This window comes from Flavobacterium johnsoniae UW101 (assembly GCF_000016645.1).
GTDB classification, from domain to species: Bacteria; Bacteroidota; Bacteroidia; order Flavobacteriales; family Flavobacteriaceae; genus Flavobacterium; species Flavobacterium johnsoniae.
Genome location: NC_009441.1, coordinates 416,878 through 438,189, shown reverse-complemented (window position 1 = coordinate 438,189; position 21,312 = coordinate 416,878). Strand labels below are relative to the sequence as shown.

At 33.1% G+C, this 21,312-nt stretch carries 15 protein-coding genes; 8 read left to right on the top strand and 7 right to left on the bottom strand.

The annotated features are described in order from the left end of the window. Positions 1–137: 137 nt before the first annotated feature. Entirely contained in the window at positions 138–1,139 is a 1,002-nt protein-coding gene (gene obgE, locus FJOH_RS02185) for a GTPase ObgE (protein ID WP_012022510.1), read from the top strand. A 117-nt stretch (positions 1,140–1,256) separates the two neighbouring features. Here obgE and FJOH_RS02180 read toward each other — a convergent pair whose 3' ends face one another. Next, entirely contained in the window at positions 1,257–1,787 is a 531-nt protein-coding gene (locus tag FJOH_RS02180; protein ID WP_012022509.1) for an outer membrane beta-barrel protein, read from the bottom strand. Between the two features lie 312 nt (positions 1,788–2,099). Here FJOH_RS02180 and FJOH_RS02175 point away from each other — a divergent pair, with 312 nt between their 5' ends. After that, positions 2,100–4,244: a S46 family peptidase gene (locus FJOH_RS02175; protein ID WP_012022508.1), complete on the top strand. Its 2,145-nt coding sequence runs from the start codon at positions 2,100–2,102 to the stop codon at positions 4,242–4,244. A gap of 166 nt (positions 4,245–4,410) precedes the next feature. On the opposite strand, the gene FJOH_RS26140 is transcribed toward FJOH_RS02175, so the two are convergent. Then, on the bottom strand, positions 4,411–10,665 hold the full coding sequence (locus FJOH_RS26140; RefSeq protein WP_012022507.1) for an alpha-2-macroglobulin family protein: 6,255 nt from the start codon (positions 10,663–10,665) through the stop codon (positions 4,411–4,413). Positions 10,666–10,869: 204 nt separating this feature from the next. On the opposite strand from FJOH_RS26140, the gene FJOH_RS02165 reads away from it, so the two are divergent. From FJOH_RS02165 to FJOH_RS02150, 4 genes are all read left to right on the top strand, one after another. Continuing rightward, positions 10,870–12,225: a UDP-N-acetylmuramate--L-alanine ligase gene (locus FJOH_RS02165; protein WP_012022506.1), complete on the top strand. Its 1,356-nt coding sequence runs from the start codon at positions 10,870–10,872 to the stop codon at positions 12,223–12,225. A 196-nt stretch (positions 12,226–12,421) separates the two neighbouring features. After that, positions 12,422–13,111, top strand: coding sequence for a RadC family protein (radC, locus tag FJOH_RS02160; RefSeq protein WP_012022505.1), 690 nt, complete (start codon positions 12,422–12,424; stop codon positions 13,109–13,111). A gap of 3 nt (positions 13,112–13,114) precedes the next feature. Next, a complete protein-coding gene (locus tag FJOH_RS02155) occupies positions 13,115–13,801 on the top strand; it encodes a YjjG family noncanonical pyrimidine nucleotidase (RefSeq protein WP_012022504.1) in 687 nt (228 codons plus the stop codon). Between the two features lie 2 nt (positions 13,802–13,803). Further along, complete coding sequence (locus tag FJOH_RS02150) at positions 13,804–14,538, top strand: hypothetical protein (protein ID WP_012022503.1); 735 nt, start codon at positions 13,804–13,806, stop codon at positions 14,536–14,538. Between the two features lie 13 nt (positions 14,539–14,551). On the opposite strand, the gene FJOH_RS02145 is transcribed toward FJOH_RS02150, so the two are convergent. After that, entirely contained in the window at positions 14,552–15,829 is a 1,278-nt protein-coding gene (locus FJOH_RS02145; RefSeq protein WP_012022502.1) for a replication-associated recombination protein A, read from the bottom strand. A gap of 163 nt (positions 15,830–15,992) precedes the next feature. Between FJOH_RS02145 and FJOH_RS02140 the strand changes: the two genes are divergently transcribed. Beyond that, positions 15,993–16,757: a rhomboid family intramembrane serine protease gene (locus FJOH_RS02140; protein ID WP_012022501.1), complete on the top strand. Its 765-nt coding sequence runs from the start codon at positions 15,993–15,995 to the stop codon at positions 16,755–16,757. Positions 16,758–16,827: 70 nt separating this feature from the next. Further along, the gene (locus tag FJOH_RS02135) at positions 16,828–17,331 is read left to right on the top strand and encodes a hypothetical protein (RefSeq protein WP_012022500.1); all 504 of its coding nucleotides are present in this window, start codon (positions 16,828–16,830) and stop codon (positions 17,329–17,331) included. Between the two features lie 2 nt (positions 17,332–17,333). Here the strand turns inward: FJOH_RS02135 and FJOH_RS02130 are convergent, their stop codons facing one another. The 4 genes from FJOH_RS02130 to FJOH_RS02115 all read right to left on the bottom strand — a co-directional run bounded on the left by FJOH_RS02130 (position 17,334) and on the right by FJOH_RS02115 (position 21,312). Beyond that, positions 17,334–18,134 carry a DUF2490 domain-containing protein gene (locus FJOH_RS02130; RefSeq protein WP_012022499.1) on the bottom strand — a complete coding sequence of 267 codons (801 nt, stop codon included), beginning with the start codon at positions 18,132–18,134 and terminating at the stop codon, positions 17,334–17,336. Positions 18,135–18,174: 40 nt separating this feature from the next. Beyond that, the gene (gene rlmB / locus FJOH_RS02125) at positions 18,175–18,909 is read right to left on the bottom strand and encodes a 23S rRNA (guanosine(2251)-2'-O)-methyltransferase RlmB (protein WP_012022498.1); all 735 of its coding nucleotides are present in this window, start codon (positions 18,907–18,909) and stop codon (positions 18,175–18,177) included. Positions 18,910–19,009: 100 nt separating this feature from the next. Beyond that, positions 19,010–19,828 carry a hypothetical protein gene (locus FJOH_RS02120; protein WP_012022497.1) on the bottom strand — a complete coding sequence of 273 codons (819 nt, stop codon included), beginning with the start codon at positions 19,826–19,828 and terminating at the stop codon, positions 19,010–19,012. Between the two features lie 17 nt (positions 19,829–19,845). Beyond that, a complete protein-coding gene (locus tag FJOH_RS02115; protein WP_012022496.1) occupies positions 19,846–21,312 on the bottom strand; it encodes a SusD/RagB family nutrient-binding outer membrane lipoprotein in 1,467 nt (488 codons plus the stop codon).

The window sequence follows — 21,312 nt, the reverse complement described above, 5'->3', positions numbered from 1 at the left end:
AAAGTTTTCAGTCGCAGTTTTCAGCCGCAGTTTGTGCTGAAAATCTGGACTGGCACTGAAAAATAAATAAAATAGAATTTAGAAATAGAAATTGGAGTAATCTAAAATCTAAAACCTAAAATCTGAAATTCAGAAAAATGACAGAAGGAAATTTTGTAGATTACGTTAAGATATATGTTTCATCCGGAAAGGGAGGAAAAGGATCTACGCATTTACATAGAGAGAAATTTATTGAAAAAGGCGGTCCGGACGGTGGAGACGGAGGTCGAGGCGGACATGTGTATTTAGTTGGGAATAAAGGACTCTGGACATTATTTCATTTAAAGTTTGCGCGTCATATTAAAGCTGGTCACGGTGGAGATGGAGGATCAGACAGAAGTACGGGAGCAGATGGAGAAGATAAATTTATTGAAGTGCCATTAGGAACTGTTGTAAAAGACAAAGAAACGGGCGAGGTACTTTTTGAAATCACAGAAGACGGTGAAAAAAGAATTCTGGCAAAAGGAGGAAAAGGAGGTTTAGGAAACTGGCATTTTAGAAGTTCGACAAATCAAACGCCTCGTTATGCACAACCAGGTTTACCTGGTTTAGAAATGGACGTTATCCTTGAACTTAAAGTTTTGGCCGATGTTGGATTAGTTGGTTTTCCTAATGCAGGAAAATCTACTTTATTGTCTGTATTGACTTCTGCAAAACCAAAAATTGCCGATTATCCTTTTACAACCCTAAAACCAAATTTAGGAATTGTTGCTTACAGAGATTTTCAATCTTTTGTAATTGCTGATATTCCCGGAATTATTGAAGGTGCGGCAGAAGGAAAAGGTTTAGGACATTATTTCCTGCGTCATATCGAACGTAATTCAACTTTATTGTTTTTAGTTCCTGTAGATACACCGGATATAAAAGCTGAGTATGATATTTTGGTGAATGAATTAACAAAATATAATCCTGAAATGTTAGACAAAGAACGTCTTTTGGTTATCTCAAAATGTGATATGCTGGATGATGAACTTAAGGCCGAATTAAAAGCTGAATTAGATGTTTCTTTTAAAGATATTCCATATATGCTTATTTCATCTGTTGCCCAGCAAGGTTTGACAGATTTAAAAGATAAGCTTTGGAAAATGCTTAACGAATAATATCATTTTATTATAAATATAAAAACCCGGCAATGCAGATTGCCGGGTTTTTTACTTTCTGTATGACAAAACAAAAAGTATAGAGGATTTTACTTTCTAACTTAAATCCTGTAAAGTTTATAGGCCAAAATTCTTAGAAATTCCAATGTTTAGAGTTTTTCCAAAATTGAAACCTAAATTTTCTTGTCTCGGATCATTTTTTCCATCAAGATTGTCGTAGTTTATTCCTCCGATAGAGAAGTTTAACCCAAAACCATTTTTCATATTAATAAATAAAGCAGGTGTTAAGCTGGCATAAAAACCTTTTGCATTATTTACTGAAGTGTTTTGATACCCTGCACCTAGATCTGCAAAAACAGAAAACATTTGTGAAAGCGGAGTTGAATAACGTACAAAACCTCCAATTTTATATTTTTCAGTTTTATCTATCCCAGTAGTTTTTACATTCATAATTGATCCTTCAACTCCCGCAGTGCATTTTTCTGCAAATTGGTATCCAACTCTTGGTGAGAATTCGAAATTTTCAAGTTTAGAATCTCCTAATTTTTCTGAAGCATATCCAACATTTCCTCCTAATAAAATAGAATTTTTCTGTGCGCTTGCAATTGTTGTAATTAATAATACAACTGCAAATAATAATTTTTTCATGGTTAATTTATTTAATTGGCGGCAAATTTAGAATAAATATAATTGTAAGAAATATTTTAAGTTTAAAATTTCATATTGTGAGTTAATTTTTATAAAATGTTTATTATTTTAATTTTTAAAATCATTTTTAAAATAAGTTTTAAGTATTTTTCTATGGGTTAGCTTAAAGATTTAATAATTTATTTGGTTTTAGGATTAATTAAGAATTTCGAAAAATCATCAAATAATCTATTTAATCTGTTTTGTTTTTTGCTTTAATGTTTATTTTTTCTTTGAAAATGAGTTATATTCGCAGAACTTAAACAAAATAACATGAAAAAAATAGTTTTATTCTTGACCATGTGCCTTATGACTTTCCCTATGAGAGCCGATGAAGGAATGTGGTTTTTGATGTTTATCGAAAGATTGAACCATAGAGATATGGAAAAAATGGGCTTGCAATTAACAGCCGAAGAAATTTACAGTATCAATCACCATAGTTTGAAAGATGCTATTGTACAATTCAACGGAGGATGTACAGCTGAAATCGTTTCAAAAGAAGGATTGGTTTTAACAAACCACCACTGTGGTTACAATGCAATTGCTGAACTTTCTACAGCAGAACAAAACTATTTGAAAGATGGTTTCTGGGCTAAACAAAAGAGTGCCGAAATGAAACCAAAATCTCTATATGTTCGTTTCTTTGTTCGTATGGATGATGTTTCTAAAAGAATTTTATCAAAAGTAAACGATCAAATGACTGAAACTGAAAGAAACAAAATCATTCAGCAGGAAATTAGTTTGATTGAAAAAGAAAATAGCGAAAACGGAAAATATACAGTTTCTGTTCGTCCTTTCTTTCAAGGAAATGAATATTACTATTTCGTTTACCAGGATTATACAGATGTTCGTTTAGTGGGAACACCACCAGAAAGCGTTGGTAAATTTGGTGGAGATACAGACAACTGGGAATGGCCTCGTCAAACAGGAGATTTCTCAATGTTTAGAGTGTATGCTGATAAAGACGGAAATCCTGCAGCGTATTCTAAAGACAATGTGCCTTTGAAACCAAAACACTACCTGCCAGTAAGTATTAAAGGTGTAAAAGAAAATGATTTTGCTATGATCTTAGGTTATCCGGGAAGAACAAACCGCTGGATGCCGGCAGGAGGAATTGAGCAAAACATTAAATATGCTTATCCTGCATGGGTTGAAGGTGCTAAAACCGGAATGGATGTAATGAAAAAGTATATGGATAAAGATGCAACTGTTCGTTTACAGTATGCTTCTAAATATGCTTCTACAGCAAATTACTGGAAAAACCGTCAAGGTATGATCGATGCTTTAACAAAAGCTGGGACGGTTGATACTAAAGCAGAACAAGAAGATAAATTTTATGAGTGGGCAAGTAAACCTGCAAATAAAGAGAAATACGAAAACGTAATTCCAACTATTAACGATTATTATAGAGAAACAAACTTAAAAGCGCGTCATGATAACTATTTAATGCAGCTTTTACGTACTTCAAGCTATGCAACAGGACCTGCAAATTTAGGAAACTCATTGATCGCTTACTTTAACGAAAATGATGCTAAAAAAGCAGAAATGCTTCCTAAAATTAATGCAATGATCGAAAATATCTACGGTGAGTTTTATGAGCCGTTAGAAAAAGATATTTTAATTGCACAATTAAACTTATATGCTTCAAAAGCTTCTGAATATGGTTTGGCAACTCAAATTGCTGCTATGAAAGCGGCTAACAATGGTGATTTTACATCAGATGTTACTAAAGGAGCTGAAATGAGTTATTTTTCATCTAAAGAAAAAATACAAGCATTCATGGCTAATCCAAAACCATTAGCGATTGTACATGATCCGTTGTATATTATTTCTAATGATTTATTGACTAAATACCGTTCTAAAACAGATGATCAGGCAAAAGCAGATGATGGTTTTGCAACTGCTTACCGCGAATTGGTTGAAGGTTTAAGAGAGTCAAAATTGAATGCAATTAAATATCCAGATGCTAACTCAACTTTGAGATTGACTTACGGAAAAGTTCGTGCTTTACCTGCAGATCCGCGTAATGATGCAGCGATCAACAATTATACTACTATGGAAAGCATGGTGAAAAAGTATAAAGCAGGAGATCAGGAATTTGATTTACCAGCACGTTTATTAGAGTTAAATAAGAAAAAAGATTTCGGCCAATATGCTGATAAAGCAGGTTACATGCCGGTAAACTTTTTAACTGATAATGATATTACAGGTGGAAACTCAGGTTCTCCGGTTCTTAACGGAAAAGGTGAGTTAATTGGAATTGCTTTTGACGGTAACATCGAAGCTATGGCTGGAGACGTTATTTTTGATTCTAAATTACAAAGAACTATCAACGTTGATATTCGTTATGTACTTTGGCTTATTGACAAATACGCAGGAGCTAAAAACATTATTGACGAATTGACGATTGCTAAATAATCTCAATTTATTTATAAAATTAAACCCGACAGATTTTAAATCTGTCGGGTTTTTATTTGTCTTTAATTTTGAAAGAGATGTCAGGCTGAGCGAAGTCGAAGCTCTTCGTTGCGGGGCTTCGACTTCGCTCAGCCTGACAAAATATAGATTATTTTTTTGGAATTTACTATTGAACTTTTACTCGAATGCCTTTGGTATGACTTGCAAATTCAGGAGCATACATACTTTGGATTGTAGTAATTCCGTTTGAGAATTCACCGCTGTTGTTTACTCGAATATCATATTCTAAAACATAAGTTCCTTTGTTGATTTGATCAAAAAAGAAATGTGTTGCTGCGTCTTTGGTACTCATATAATAGCCCAGACGATTTTTGTATTGGTATTCAGAAAGTACATTCACAGGTTCAAAACAAGAAGCCCTCATGTCTTTTAAATGAACATATTCTGAGTCTTCTTTCGCAGTAATAATCAAACGAACTGTAACCAGATCACCTGTTTTTAAAGGATCTTTAGACGTAATTCTGTGCAGCTGGTCTCCTTTTAAAGAGCTTTTCTTTATGTACAATTCTTTTGAAACTGATAAAACGGCTCCAGAGTTGTTTTTAATTTTATCTAAATCTTCAAAATACTGCCAGTAAACACCGCCAAATCCCGGAACTTTGGATTTGTTTTGAATGCTTATTGAAGCCATTTCTTTTTTTACTTCTTCGGCTTTCCAGTTTAATTTGATATAACCCGTTTCGGCTTCTTTTTGATTTTCTGCCAGTTTTTTGGTCATGATTTTTTCATCTCCCAATTTAATAATAGTATTGTCTTTTACAGAAAGCCAGTCTGTACCCTGCATTAATAAAGCATAAACGGCTTCGGTTGTAGATTTAGTTGTAGGCCAGTTTTTAGTCTGTTTGTTTTTTAATAACCAGACTTTCATTGCATCAACAGATTTCGTGTCGTTAGATATTTCGGCGAAAGCCTCAATTAATAAAGCCTGAGTTTCTATAGGTGCCTGATACCAATACCATCCGGATTTATTCGCAATCCAGTACATTCCCCAATCTTCATTGTTTGATGAAGTTTCTTTTAGGCTTTCTACAATTTTTTTAGCAGTTTCTTTTTCACCAAATCGGTTTAGGGTTATTGCTGCTAATCCTTTTTCATAAATAGAATAATTGAGCCAGTCTTTTTTAGCTTTATCCAGATACAATTGGATTGTTTTCTTTAATGTATCAGACTGTGGATATTTTTCTAAATAGAAACTTCTGGTATACAAATAATGAAGATCAGAATAAGGATTATACCAGATTAACTTATCAACCTCTTTTAAGTTTTTGGTTCTTGTTTTATGGTATTCTATAAATTTACTGTCCAGAAACGGAATCCCGTTTTTAGCAATTTCATCGGCTTTATTTCCAGCCGTTTTTGTCAGTTTATTTAAATGTCCTAAACCGGCTAAAATATGTCTGGTTATATATTCATTTTCATAACCGCCTTCGAACCATGAAAATGCTCCTGAAGTATTTTGTTTTTGTTTTAATTTTTCAAAAGCACTTTCTAAAGAAGTTTTCATTTTTTCTAAATCAAACAAAAGAGCCAGATTCTTTTTCTTTTCATCTTCGCTTTGCGCATCATTCAGCCAAGGCGTTTCGGCGAGAATTAAAGATTTTAATTCTTCGTTTTCTTCCAGTTTAGAAACAGGTTTTCCGCTTTTTCTCCATTCTTCAAAAACAGATGCAATCTTAGGATTACTGGAAATAATTTCTGAAGCTAAAGAATTGGCATAATAACGTGCAAAAGTCTGTTCGGCACATTCGTGTTCATATTCCATTAAATAGGGCAGAGACTGAATCGCCAGCCATGTTGGGTTTGAAGTATATTCAAATGTAAACTGATGATTTTTTAAAGTTGTAGAATTATTGTTTTTTAAGTTTTCGAAAGTATATTCTTTTGTAGAATTTTCTCTTACCCACACCGGAATGCTTTCTGTTACAAGCATATTATTGGTCAGCACAGGAAGAATGTTTTCTTCACCGTCTGAGAAATTGCCGGCTTTTGCTATAATTTTATACTGAACGCCCTGTAAACCTTCCGGAATTGTAATTGTCCAGCTTACAGAAGTATTGCCATGTGATGAAATGGTGAAATTTTTAATGTTTTTTGTATTCAACATTTTATCATCAATTGGCTGCATAGTTACAGCATCAAAAAATTGTAAAGAAGCAATACCTGTTTTGGCCTGATCCGTCATATTAGAGATTTTGGCATTGATCACAATTTCATCCTTTTCTCTAAAAAAGCGAGGGAAATTAGGAACGACCATTAATTCTTTTTGTGTAATAACACTTTTCTCTAAATAGCCTGAAACTGCATCTTTGTTATGTGCCAGTAAACGGAATTTCCAAGCGGTTAAAGCTTCAGGCGATGTGAAATTAAAACTTACTTTTCCTTTAGAATCAGTTTTTAAATTAGGCAAAAAGAAAGCAGTTTCAGAAAGGTTTTTTCTCGCTTTTACCTGACTTAAGGCTTCAAGAGCTTTTTTGGTTGTAACGATAATGGCGCCATTTGCAGCTTTGCTGCCGTATAATGCAGTTGCTTTTTCTGGATCTAATGTTTCAATTGAAAGAATTTCTTTAGGATCAATATCTTTTATGGTTGTCATAATTTCACCATCGACAACATAGATAGGTTCATTTCCTGCTATATTGCTGTTTCCTCTAATGCGTAAAGCTGGAGCCGTTTTATTTGCTTTAACAGTGCCTTCGTCAAAATTACTTTCTTCCTTCATAACAGAAGGCGCAGCAAGTGCTAAACTTACTCTACGTCCAGAATCTGCTTCTTCTTGAATCATTGCACCTCCCACTTTTTTGTCTTTTAGTTCAGCGATTGTTATGCCCGCGTAAGCAGTACCAAATCGGCTGTTGTAAAAATCAAAGCCAAACCAGTTAAGTTTTATTTCATCAGAATGAAAATCAATTTGAGGAAATATTTCATTTAAATTTTCTAATGATAAATACGCCATGTCAAAACCTAATACCGATCTTGTCATAACAGAATTATAATAATAAGGATCAAGCTTTAGAAGGTTCCAGTCTTTTTTAGTGAATTGGTCTAATGAGCTGTCGTACATTGAAGCTAAAACTTCGGCTTCGATTTTTGCAGATTTACTATTTAATTTAAACGACCAGGTTTCGGCGCTTCCGGGTTGTATTTTATTTCTAAAAGTTTCAACTATCCATTCTAGTTTTTGTTCTTGTGTTTTAAGGTCAACTGTTATGGCATCAGTAAAACTGGCATTATCGAAAATGCTTTCAAATCCTATTTTTATCTCTTTTTCAAATTCGCTTTTCAGCGGAATTTTAATTACAGCTTCATGATTTTGCAAATGAAAGGTATCTTCAAAATATACTTTATTTTGGTAATTTCCATTTGCAGTAATATAAAGTTCAGGAATTACCGAAGACAGCTTAACAAGTACAAAACCATCTTTTTTAGGATCGTCATTCATTTGCTCTGCCGAAAATAAGCGGTCTGAATGGAATTTGTCCTTGCTTTGTTTGATGTTGAAGTTTGTTGTAGATTCAATTGTATTTTGAAAACTGTCTTTTGCAGTAAATACAATCTTGTAATTTCCGGATTTATAATTTGAAATGAAATCAAGAATGATTTTTTTATCTTTTTGCGTGTCTACTTTCTTTGAAAACAATAAAACTTCTCGAGATTTCTCTGCAAATGGATTTTCGTTGATTTCATACGGAAATAAGGCTTCAAATTCTTTAGCAGAAATAGTTTCAATTTCAGGTCTATTAAAGATTCTTGGTTTAAATTTATTTGGAAACGGACTCACAAAGTACAATTTGATTTCGCCTTTGGCAGGCAGAAATTCTCCATTTAAATTTGTGCTGTTTAAAATGATTTCGTTTTTGTCTTTTGTTTCAATGCTATTTGGAACAAGAGCGTCGATAATTAAATCATGATAACCCACTTTTACCGTTGTTACCGCTGTATGTGTTTCGCCGTTTATATCTGTAACCGAAACATTAATTTCATAATTGAAAACAGGTCTTTGTTCTTTCGAATTATTGTTTGAAGGCAATGCCATAAAGTCAATTGTGAATTTTCCTGAGGCATCGGTTTTGGTTTCGCCAACTGCTAAAGTCTCGTTTTCTTCGCGCCCGTAATAATTTCTAAAATAGGTTGTGTATCGGTTTACGCTGTATTTAACAACCGCGTCAGAGATACTGCTTCCGGCAAAAGCAATTGCTGTTCCTTTTATTTTAACTGATTCGTTAAGTTTAAAGCTTTCTTTTTTGGCATCGAAAGTAACTTCAAATTTTGGACGTTTGTATTCTTCAACACTAAAATAAGTAGTAGAATAATTAAAATTAGTAGTATTCCAAAACGCTGCTGCTGTTTCCTTTTTGGTGTAATCATCTGGTCTTTGCACGCTGATATGAAAATCACCTGTCAAACCATTTTTTGGCAGAACAAATTCACCCGAAAACGAACCAAACTCATTTGTTGTTAATTCAAATTCATTAATTTTTTGGTAATTAACATCGTTTACAACAATTTTAAAAGGCGTGTTTGGTACTACACTTGATTTGTTTTTGCTTTTTTGAATTGCAATACCTTTAAAATATACAGTTTGTCCCGGTCTGTAAATGGCTCTGTCTAAATAAAATTCGACTTTGGCACTTGCTCTTTCGTTTTCAGACAAACCATAATCAGAGACATATCTCAGGTAGTTTTTGTGAATTAAAATACTGTCATTTCCTATCGAAAATTCAACAGGTTCATAATTATAACTTTCGTTTTTCAATTGTAATGATACAATTCCTTTCGAGTCAGTTTTGGCAGTAGAAGTTGACGATTTTACCGTTACATTTTCAAGAGGTTTTCCGGTTTTTCGATCTAAAACCTGATAGTTTTCAATTTTATCTTGCCTCGTTGCCAAAACAGAAATGTTTGAAACCGTAATAACTTCGTAAGCAGAAGCTTTTTTGTTTTTAATATCAGAATCACTTTCAAAATAGACTAAATAGTTCCCAATGGTTAATTTAGGAAGCAGCAGTTCAGTATTGTATTCAAAATAATCGTTCTTGTTTTTTAAATCATAATTCTGTGAAACTACAGGAGTTTGATTTTTTATTGTTGATTTGCACAAGCTGTCTCTTGCTGTTTCAGATTGTTTTTGAAATTTTTTTACCTGAGATAAATTGATTTTATAATAAGAAACTTTCAGCCCGTTCAGGTTTTTATAACTTATATATGTTCTGGTGTTTTCGTTATCGTAAATATACTTTTCAAGTTGAATGGATACTGACTTTTCAGTAAGTTCTCTCTTTTTTAATAGAGCTAAATTTGCCGTATTGGTTTTTTTATTGATTTGTATAATCTCATCAAGTATTTTGAGAGCTTCGATATTATTTTTTGGATAAAACTCTTTTGAAGCTTTATTGGCTAAAAGTTCTGCTTTTTCAAGTTTTATTTTTTGAAGAAGATTTTCATCTTTAGCGATTTTTTCGACTTTGTCTAGATACTGGCTGAAAGTTTCATCAGAATGAATTAATGCATTATTACAGTATTTTACACGCTCAAATTGATTTTCTAATGATGGATTGTCTTTCTCTTTTTTTTGGTATAACTCAAGGGTTTTCTTTAAATACTCTTCTTTTATAAAATCAAAATTAAGGGTTAAAAATGATTCAGAACTGCCCAATAATTTATCTGAGTGCTGGAAAAGGTCTGAATATGGAATATTCCAGCTTTCGATTTTTTCTTTATAAAAAGTGATGTTTTCATCTAATACATAATCATACAAACTTGCGTTTTTGAATTTGTCTGAAGTAAATTCAAAAATTAAGGCATAGTTATTTAAAGGTGTTTTTTTTAGAATTTCTTCATTTTCTACTGTTTTATTGTAAAGCGCTATAATTTCTTTTTCTGGTGTTAAATAGATCGAAGCATTATCATGCGCAATACCATCAACTGCAGCCGTGTCAATTGTTGCTGCAGCCTGATCAATTAAAGAAGCTTCATCATCAACAACAGCTGCGGCGCTGTCTACTACAACTGCATAATCATCATAATTTGAATAATGATTAAGACATTTTGCATAAATCAATGTTAATATGGCTTTTGACGGAATTGAAACACGATTTATATCTGTTTTTAGGTTGTCCAGAATTTTTGTTTTGGCATTTTCGTCAATTACCATTAAATATTTGGCCTGATAAAAAAAGCATTTTATCATTTCAGTTTCATTCTTTTTTGCTGTTGCTTTTTTGTAAATTTTGGCAACTAATTCATTTGCAGATTTAATTTTGCCTTCGTTTTCAAATGCAATAACTTTTGCCCAGTTTTTATCATTTTGCTGAGCAAACAAGGTGGAAGAAATTAAAGTAAATACAAATAACATATTTTTCATAGAGTAGTTTTTAGTATATAGAGGCCTTTTTTTATTAAATGGTTGGGATGCGCGAAAAATAATTTTCGTACAAATTACTAATTTATCCCCAAAACCAAATGTGACATTTTATATTTCCTTATTTTTGAAAATTATTATTGAGTTTTATTAGTTACTTGCTATTTCGATTAACTGATTAAACAGTTTAACGATTAAACATTTTAAATGAAAACACATTTCATTGCCATTGGCGGAAGCGCGATGCACAACCTTGCATTAGCATTACATAATAAAGGATATCAGGTTACAGGAAGTGACGATGCTATTTTTGAACCTTCAAAATCAAGATTAGAAAAAAAAGGAATTCTTCCTGCAGAATTGGGCTGGTTTCCTGAAAAAATAACGGCAGATATTGATGCCATTATTTTAGGAATGCACGCTAAAGCTGATAATCCTGAATTATTAAAAGCGCAGGAATTGGGATTGAAAATTTATTCATATCCAGAGTTTTTATACGAACAGTCTAAAAATAAAACTCGTGTTGTGATTGGTGGTTCTCACGGAAAAACTACGATTACTTCGATGATTCTTCATGTAATGCATTATCATAATATTGCAGTTGATTACATGGTAGGAGCACAGCTGGAAGGTTTTGATACTATGGTTCACCTTACAGAAGAAAATGATTTTATGGTTTTGGAAGGCGATGAGTATTTATCTTCACCGATAGACAGACGACCAAAGTTTCATTTGTATCAGCCAAATATTGCTTTAATTTCTGGAATTGCCTGGGATCATATTAATGTTTTTCCAACGTATGAGAATTATGTAGAGCAGTTTGAAATTTTTATTGAAAAAATTACCAATGGCGGAATTTTAGTTTACAACGAAAATGATCCAGAAGTAAAACGTGTTTCAGAAGCTGCAACAAATCCAATTCGTAAATTACCTTACAGCACACCAGAATATTCTGTTGCCGATGGTGTAACGCTTTTAAAAACTCCCGAAGGTGATATGCCAATTGAAGTTTTTGGAGCTCACAATTTAAATAATTTAGCTGGAGCAAAATGGATCTGCCAAAATATGGGTGTTGACGAAGAAGATTTTTACGAAGCAATTGCAAGTTTTAAAGGTGCTTCTAAACGTTTGGAAAAAATTGCCGAAGGAAAAGGAAAAGTAGCCTATAAAGATTTTGCGCATTCACCAAGTAAAGTGGCCGCAACGACTAAAGCGGTGAAGGAACAATATCCAAACAGAACTTTAGTGGCGTGTTTAGAATTGCACACTTACAGCAGTTTAAATGCAGCATTCTTAAAAGAATATGAAGGAGCATTAGAATATGCTGATGTTGCAGTTGTGTTTTATTCGCCAGATGCCGTTAAGATTAAACAGCTTGAAGAAGTGACTTATGAGCAGATTGCAGCTGCATTTAACAGAAAAGATTTGATTATTTATACGAATCCAACTGAATTTAAAGAATATTTATTCCACTTAAATCTTGATAATTCTGCACTTTTATTAATGAGTTCAGGAAACTACGGAGGTTTGAATTTTGATGAAGTAAAAGGGTTGATTAATTAGAGAATTAGCCAATTTGAAAATTAGATAATAGGCCGGCTGTAAAAACAGCCGGCTTTTTTTAATATACTGTTTCTGTTTTTTATTTTTCGGATATGATTTGAAAAGCTATAAGAAGATTAAAAATTTAAAATCAAATATATTTTTTGAAAGATTTTTCTTCTTTTTGGTATATATTCGCTTTTTAAATTATTTGATTATGGAAGGAAGTCATTTTGCTATAAAAGATTGGTCAGAAGATGATAAGCCTCGCGAAAAATTAATGCTTAAGGGCAAAGAGGCTCTGAGTGATGCTGAATTAATGGCTATTTTAATTGGTTCTGGAAGTCGTAACGAATCTGCTGTTGCATTAAGCCAGCGGATTTTAGCTTCTGCTAAAAATTTAAACTCTTTATGGAAAATGTCTGTTTCGCAGTTAATAAAGTTTAAAGGAATAGGAGAGGCCAAAGCAGTTTCAATTGTTGCTGCATTAGAATTAGGCAGAAGACAGAGAGCGGAAGATATATTGAAGTTAAAAAAAATAACTTCGAGTAAAGATGCCTTTACTATTATGCAGCCAATTATTGGCGAACTTCCTCACGAAGAATTTTGGGTGCTTTTTCTTAATAATTCAAATAAGGTAATTTCTAAAGCACAATTGAGTAAAGGAGGAATTGCCGGAACAATTGTAGATGTGCGGTTGGTTTTTAAATTGGGATTAGAAAATGGCGCTACTGGTTTGATTTTGTGCCATAATCATCCTTCTGGAGAGTTAAATCCAAGTCAGGCTGATAAACAGATTACTAAGAAAATAAAAACGGCAGGAGAGATATTAGATGTTAAAATTTTAGACCATTTGATTATAACTGAAACAAAATATTATAGTTTTGTAGATGAAGGAATTTTCTAATCTATGAATACTAATATTACAGACATTTTTTTTGATTTAGATCATACATTGTGGGACTTTGATAAAAACTCTCAAATGGCTTTTGATCGTATTTTTAAAAACAATTTCGAAGGAATCAAAATTGAAGATTTTATTGAAAAATATCTTCCAATAAACCAGGAATGCTGGAGATTATATCAAAACGATCAAATTACGCATCAGGAATTGCGTTATAATAGACTGAAGCTTTCTTTTGATGCTTTGAACTATTCAATGACGGATGAAAATATAGATCAGATTTCAAACGATTATATAGAGTTTCTAACAGATAATAATTATCTTTTTGATGGTGCTATTGAGGTTCTGGAATATTTAAAACCAAAGTATAAACTTCACATTATTACGAATGGTTTTGCTCATGTTCAGGAAAAGAAAATTAATAATGCTTCGCTTGGAGGTTATTTTACCACGATTACGAATTCTGAATTAGCAGGTGTTAAAAAGCCAAATAGTATTATCTTTGATTATGCTGTCAATTTGGCCCAGTCATCAAAAGAAAACAGTATTATGATTGGAGATGATTTTGATGCCGATGTTAACGGAGCTTTAAATGCAGGTATGGACGCTATTTTTTTTAACGTAAAAAATATCGAAACACCTCAAAACTATAAACAAATTAATCATTTATTAGAACTTAAAAAATATTTATAATTATGAAACTAAAAGTTTTATTGACTTTGCTTCTTTGTTCGGTTATTGGATTCTCGCAATCTATTAACGACTATAAAGCTGTAATAATACCAGTAAAGTACGATTTTATGAAAACTGAAAATCAGTACAGATTAGCAACTTTAACAAAATCTAATCTTCTTAAAGCGGGTTTTAAAGCTTATTATGCTAATGAAGAAATGCCGGCAGGTTTAGGTGACAGATGTGAATTACTTTATGTTGATGTAAAAAAAGACAATGCTTTTTTGGTGACAAAGCTTTTTGTAGAGTTTAAAGATTGTTATGGGAAAATAGTTTATACATCTGAAACAGGAAAGAGCAGGGAAAAAGATTATGAAGCAGCTTATAAAGAAAGCTTAGATAACGCTTTTATTTCTATTATTGCACAGCATTATAAATATAATGGTAAAACAGTTACAACTCAGGTCGCCCAAACAAGTACTCCGGTTGTTTCAACTGTTGCAGCGACTACTGTGATTCCTACTCCGGATGTTTCAGATCCAAATTTATTATATGCACAGCCAACTGAAAATGGTTATCAATTGATTGACAAAACACCAAAAGTTGTCATGAAATTACTTAAAACGTCACGTCAGGATTCTTTTATAGCAATTAAAGATGGCGTACAAGGTTCTTTAAATGCAAAAGATAATGGCTGGTATTTTGAATACTACCAAAACGATAAATTAGTTTCAGAAAAAATTTCTGTAAAATTTTAAATAAAATACGGATTTAATATCCGTATTTATCTTTCCAGCGGTTCTTTAAAAATTCGCGGTTGCTGTTCTCTCTTGAATTGCTTCCCGGATTGTAAAGAACCGTTTCTTTTATAGCATCAGGAAGAAATTCCTGTTCGGCAAAATTATTGGCATAATCATGCGAATATTTATAGTCTTCACCATAACCTAACTCTTTCATAAGTTTAGTCGGCGCATTTCTTAAGTGAATTGGAACCGGTAAATCGCCCGTTTGTTTTACTAACTGCTGTGCGTTTCCAATTGCCATATACGACGCATTGCTTTTTGGCGATGTTGCCAGGTAAATAGCGCATTGACTTAAAATGATTCGGCTTTCCGGATATCCAATTGTAGAAACGGCCTGAAAAGTATTATTAGCCATGATAAATGCCGTTGGATTTGCATTTCCAATATCTTCACTCGATAAAATAAGCATTCTTCGTGCTATGAATTTTACATCTTCACCGCCTTCGATCATTCTTGCCAGCCAATAAACGGCTCCGTTTGGGTCGCTTCCTCTTATCGATTTTATAAAAGCAGAAACAATGTCATAATGCTGCTCTCCGGTTTTATCATACAAAACGGTATTTTGCTGAACTAATGCAAGAACGCGATCATTTGTTATTACTATTTCATCACTTGCAGATGCATTAACTACAAGCTCAAAAATGTTGAGTAGTTTTCTTCCGTCACCTCCTGAAAGTCTTAATAAGGCTTCTGTTTCTTTAAGGGTTATATTTTTTGAAGAAAGTTCTTTGTCAATTTTTATGGCACGGTGTAATAACGCTTCTAAATCGTCTTTCGTAAACGCGTTTAGTATATAAACCTGACTTCGGGATAATAATGCGGGAATGACCTCAAAACTTGGGTTTTCTGTGGTTGCGCCAATAAGTGTGATCCATCCTTTTTCAACTGCAGCTAAAAGTGAATCTTGCTGCGATTTGCTGAATCGGTGAATCTCATCAATAAATAAAATAGGATTTTTGGCAGTAAAAAGTCCTCCGCTTTGTTTGGCTTTTTCAATTACATCTCGAATATCTTTAACTCCAGAATTTATGGCACTCAGTTCATAAAAGGGACGTTTAGATTCTTGTGCAATAATTTGTGCCAGAGTCGTTTTTCCAGTTCCCGGCGGTCCCCAAAAAATTAAGGACGGAATTATTCCTTTCGAAATTTGCTGCGTTAAAGAGCCATTCGGGCCTACCAAATGACTTTGACTTATATAATCTTCTAGTGTCCGTGGGCGAATACGCTCTGCTAAAGGTGCTTCCATTTTGTAAAATTACTATTTTCAAAATTAATTTTATTGCTTCAAGAGTGATATACGAATTCAATTGTAAAACATTTAACAAAAATCATGCAGCTGACAAAATATCAGTAGATTTTCTTTGGATAGTTTTTTGATGTCGGTATCTACAACTTTGACCTGAAACTATATGAATGATAATCACTTTAAATTTTCGAATGCAGTTGTTGGACTTCCGCTGTTTTTTGTGCTTTTTTTATGGATAATTTATTGGATTCAAATTCGTTTTGATGTCGATTTTTATCAAAACGGAATTTATCCGAGAGATTTTTCCGGATTGCAAGGTGTATTATTTAGTCCTTTTATTCACGAAAACTTAGAGCATTTATATAATAATTCAATTCCGCTTTTAGTATTATTGGCAGCATTACAATTTTTCTATCCGAAACAGTCATTTGTGGTAATTGTTTTTGGAATTTTATTTTCGGGATTGATAACATGGATTATCGGCAGGGCAAATTTTCATATTGGAGCAAGCGGACTGATTTATGTTTTGGTCAGCTTTATTTTCTTTAAAGGAATTCAAACTAAATATTATCGATTAGTGGCACTTTCATTGTCAGTTATCCTGCTTTATGGCGGAATGATTTGGTATGTATTTCCAGATGTAGATAAAACAATTTCCTGGGAAGGTCATCTGGCGGGATTCATAACTGGATTTGGGCTTTCGCTGTATTATAAAACTCCAGAGTATACAAAACCTATAATTTACGATTGGCAAAGACCAGACTTTGATCCTTCAGCAGATCCTTTCATGAAGCATTTTGATGAAGATGGTAATTTTGTGAATACCGAAGTTGTTGAAGAAGAAACAGAAAATTTAGATTCTTTTTTTAATTCTAATATTACTGTAAATTATATTGTAACGAAATCAGAATCAGGAGATAAAGGTTGAAATGTAAACGGGGTTTAATTAAAATGCTTAATTTTGTTAAAGACCATTTTTAATTTCATTTTCTGATGTTATGAAAAAACTTTTTTTTACAGGTTTGATTTTATTGATTTTAGGAAATAAATCTTTTGCACAATGTGAGATAAAAAACAGAGTGCTTGCAGATGGTTCTATGATTTACTATTCTTACCCAGAAGTGTTTTATACAACAAAATCAAAGTCATTAAAAATAAATATTGTAACAGATAAAGAAAGTTATTTTGTTGCCTTGCAGCCAACTCCTTTTCCTGAAAAAAAGATAGGTAAAAAAATCACAGATGATTTAGTGATACATCTTGCAGATAAAAATGCCTACAAGCTGACTCATTATGATACGCAGTATATACAAAATGATTCTGTTATGCAGGTTTTGTATTTAATAGATTCTAAAGATTTAGAAGCTTTCTCTAAGTTTGAAGCACTTGTGGCGACTATAAACATGAAAGGGACAGAGTTTATTCGAGATTATAATTTCAAACTCCACAAAGACGAAATTGTAAAACAGCTGGCTTGTTTTTTAAAGAAAGAAGATAAGTAAAACTATTCATCATTTTCTTGAGGAGTTTGATGTAAAAGTTTCTTGCTTAGGTTTTTAAACAGATTGTTGAAAGTAAGAGTTAGTGAACCTGCATTTACGATTTGATTTCCGTTATCTCTAGGCAGATATTCATTTGCATAAGTTATCTCAATTTGAATGTCATCTGTAAACAAATACCCAGCTCCAAGATTTAATCTGTTTCTGTCAAAAAAACTTAGTCCGGTTACTTTGGTTTCTGATTTTAAGAAGATTTCATCAGAAGCTATTGCGTAAACAACACCACTTCGGAGAACTTTACTATTTATTGGTTTTAAGTATTTAATTTGCTGCCGATATCGAATCACATTTTCATAAGTGTCATCTTGGTTTCTCATGTGTCGAAGTTCCGTTCGCATTCTTGTGCTAAGTGTGTACCCCGTTTTATGAAAATAATAAATACCCTGTAAAGCAAACCTCCATTCAGGAGATTCAAACTGACCAATTTCAGGAACATCTTTGTTGTTGTAATAAGCTATAAAAGAAGAAAGCTTCCAACGCGGATTTAAATAATAGTGTCCCCACCCGCGAAAAGATCTTTGCGTATTTTGTTCAAATATATTCGGAGATGATTCTGTACTGCTGTAGCTAGTGCCAAGATTTAGTTCTGTTGACCATTTTTCATTGATGGTTCTGTTAAATTGAACTTCTCCCCAAAATTGATTGTAGTGTATGGTTTGTCCGCAGCTAATACTTGTAATTAATAACATTACAAGTATTGAACATGCTTTTTTATTTAGTATGGTATGATTAGGGTTTAAAGACATAAATTGTTTTATTTAATTGTCATTCCTAATTCTATGTTACTTAACTTCTTTGACGGACAGCTTCGTATAAAAATGCCCCACAGGCAACAGATACATTTAATGATCCTATAGATCCAAACATTGGTAATTTAGCTTTTTCATCTACGATTTTAAGAACAGAAGGATTTATTCCTCGATCTTCAGATCCCATTATAATAGCTAATGGTTCATTTAATGATAAGTCATAAATATTTTGATCTGTTTTTTCAGTTGCTGCTACTGTTTTAATTCCCGAACCCTGTAAATAAAAAATAGCATCTTTAATATGTTCAACCTTACAGATTGGCACATTAAAAACAGCTCCTGCTGAAGTTTTAACAGTGTCACCATTTACCGGCGCTGAACCTGCTTTTTGAACAATGATGCCATTAACACCAGTACATTCTGCAGTTCTGATTATAGCACCAAAATTTCGGGCATCAGAGATTTGATCTAAAATTAAAAAAAGAGGTTTTGAACCCGAAGCAATAGTTGATTCAACAAGATGTTCTATATCGATAAAACCAATTGGTGAAATTGTAGCAACAGCACCCTGGTGGTTGTTTGGTGTTAACCGATTTAATTTTTCAACAGGAACATAAGAGAAATTGATGTTGGCACGTTTCATTACCTTCATCAAATCTTTCATTAACTCTCCAGAAATCTCTTTTTGTATAAATACTTTGTCGACTTCCTGACCTGCTTGTATTGCTTCTATAATGGCTCTAATGCCAAATATTTGATGTTCTTTTTCCATAGGACAAATATAGGTATATTGTTTATATAAAAAAACCGCCCTGAATTAACAGAGCGGTTTTAGATTTATTAAGAAGTTTTATGTTTCTTCTTTCTTCGAATTAGATTGCGTCAGCATCAAATGTAACTGTTGTAGAAATCTGATCTGTCTGACCTCCTGTAGCAGTTATAACGAATCTGTAAGTAATTTTGTCTCCCGCAACAAGTCCTCCGTAAGTAGTGTAAGGAATTGCAGCTAAATTTACAGGTTGTGCACCATTAGTTAAAGTTAATGGTAATGCAGCAAATGTACCACTATCATTTTTAGACCAATATCCAACGATACTAGTTATTGTAGTAGTAGATTTTTTAACTGGAGCAATATATACTAAAGCCGGTGTTGTATCTCCGTATGTTATTGTTGATATACCACTTGAAGTAGTGTTTGCAAGTTTTCCTTCATCATTGAAACCTTGCCAAGAAATTCCTTTTCCAACCGTAAGTGTCCATGGGGCTCTTGTTGTTGATCCATCAGAATAAGTTGCAAGAATTGCTAATGAGTAAGATCCAGTTTTTCCAGTAAGAGTTGTTACTCCTCCTGAAGTTACAGGGAATACATCAAAACTTCCTAAAACAGAAGTGTTAAATGTACCTTTTCCTTCACTAAGTGTTAAGTCAGTAACTTTATCACCAAAAATAATTGGATCAGAAGTTGTTTTAGCTGTGTTTTTGAAAAGCTCAACTTTAGAAACAGTTACACCTTCTTGAGTAAAAGTATTAAACGGCAGAACATAATTATTGTCTAAACGACTAATACTTGATGTGGTTGGAACTGCGTTTCCGCCTACAGATGTCAAATTTACATTGTCATCTGCTGAATCACAAGAAGCTAATACCGCAATTAATGCGAACGCAGCTATTTGTTTTATATATTTTTTCATACTTGTATTATTAAATATTAGAATTTATCCCAGAAAAGTTTAGTAGTTACAGCGTTGTTACCCAATTTTGCAACTGCAGCTTCTAGATTTGCAGCATTTAATGTTTGCTCAATTCCTGGATAAGAGTAACGTTTAGGAACTTCAGTGATATCTCCAAAAGTTACAGCAGGAGCTGCTAAAACAGGGAAATCCAATCTTCTGTATGACGTCCAAGCTTCAAAACCTCTATTGTAATAAGCGATCCAAGCTTGTTCTCCAATTTTTTGTTTCCAAGTTCCTGTAGCTGTAGCATAAGCAACATCAGGTCTTGCTAAATATGTCGTAATGTCTCCTGAAGCAACTCCCCAGTCTTGTAATGACGCAGTAATTGCAGCATTGTAATGAGATTCAGCAGTACCTCCAACAGCAATACCTCTTTCAGCAGCTTCTGCTAATAAAAATTCTACTTCAGAGTAAGTGAATAATACACCTGGATAAACTGGGTCTTTAATCGTTGGAGTTAAGTGAGAGAAATCACCATATACGTTAACTGTTCCATATACTCCACCTTTATATTGTCCTGAACCAGCTGGATATTCTGTAAAGTATTTAGCTCTTCTAGGATCAGAAAGTGCATTCATTTTATTTACAAATGTATTAGCAGGCAAGAAATCATCACGACCACTAGCCACTAAATCAAGGTATAATGGGTTGTTGTTTGTCGTGTTAGTAGTATACGGCATATAAGTTCCATCTGCACTTGTTAAAATTAAACCATCAGCTTGTGCTGCTAATGCTTCTGTAGTAGCATAAGTTAAGTCTACATCAGCCATTGTGATAGCCATTCTAAAACGAAGAGAGTTTGCGAATTTAGCCCATTTTTGAGTGTCTCCACCGTAAATAAGGTCAGCTGAATCAAAACTTCCTTCACTATGATCTAATTTGTGAGATGCCGCTGTTAATACAGACAAAAGATCTTTGTAGATTGTTTGAGCATCATCATATTTTGGTTGTGGATGTCCATCTATATCTAAAGCTTCAGTATAAGGAACATCACCAAAAGTGTCAACTAAGATATTGTAGCAGTAAGAAGATAAAATGTCAATAATAGCAATTTTGTTTTCTATTACAATTAAGCCATCAGGAGTTCCTGTAAAATTTGCTTTTTGAGTAAGTAAAAGTTGTTTTGCTTCTTTAAAATCTCTTAATACATCACGGTAGTAAGTAGCCCAGTGACGATCTGGAATTGTACGTCCAGTAAGGTCATATTGAGTTTCCTGTGGGTATTGTACTTCTGTCCATTGTTGAGCATACAATCTGAATACATTAAAGTTTACAGATGTACTTGTCACCTGATCCACCATAAATTTCTCTGCATTTGTAAATAAAAATTCAGGAGTAGTTACGGTAGGGTTTTTTGTGTCTTGGTTCATATTCCCAAAATCATCAGAGCATGATGAAAATAAGGCAATGAATGATATTAATATTATTAGTCTATTTTTCAT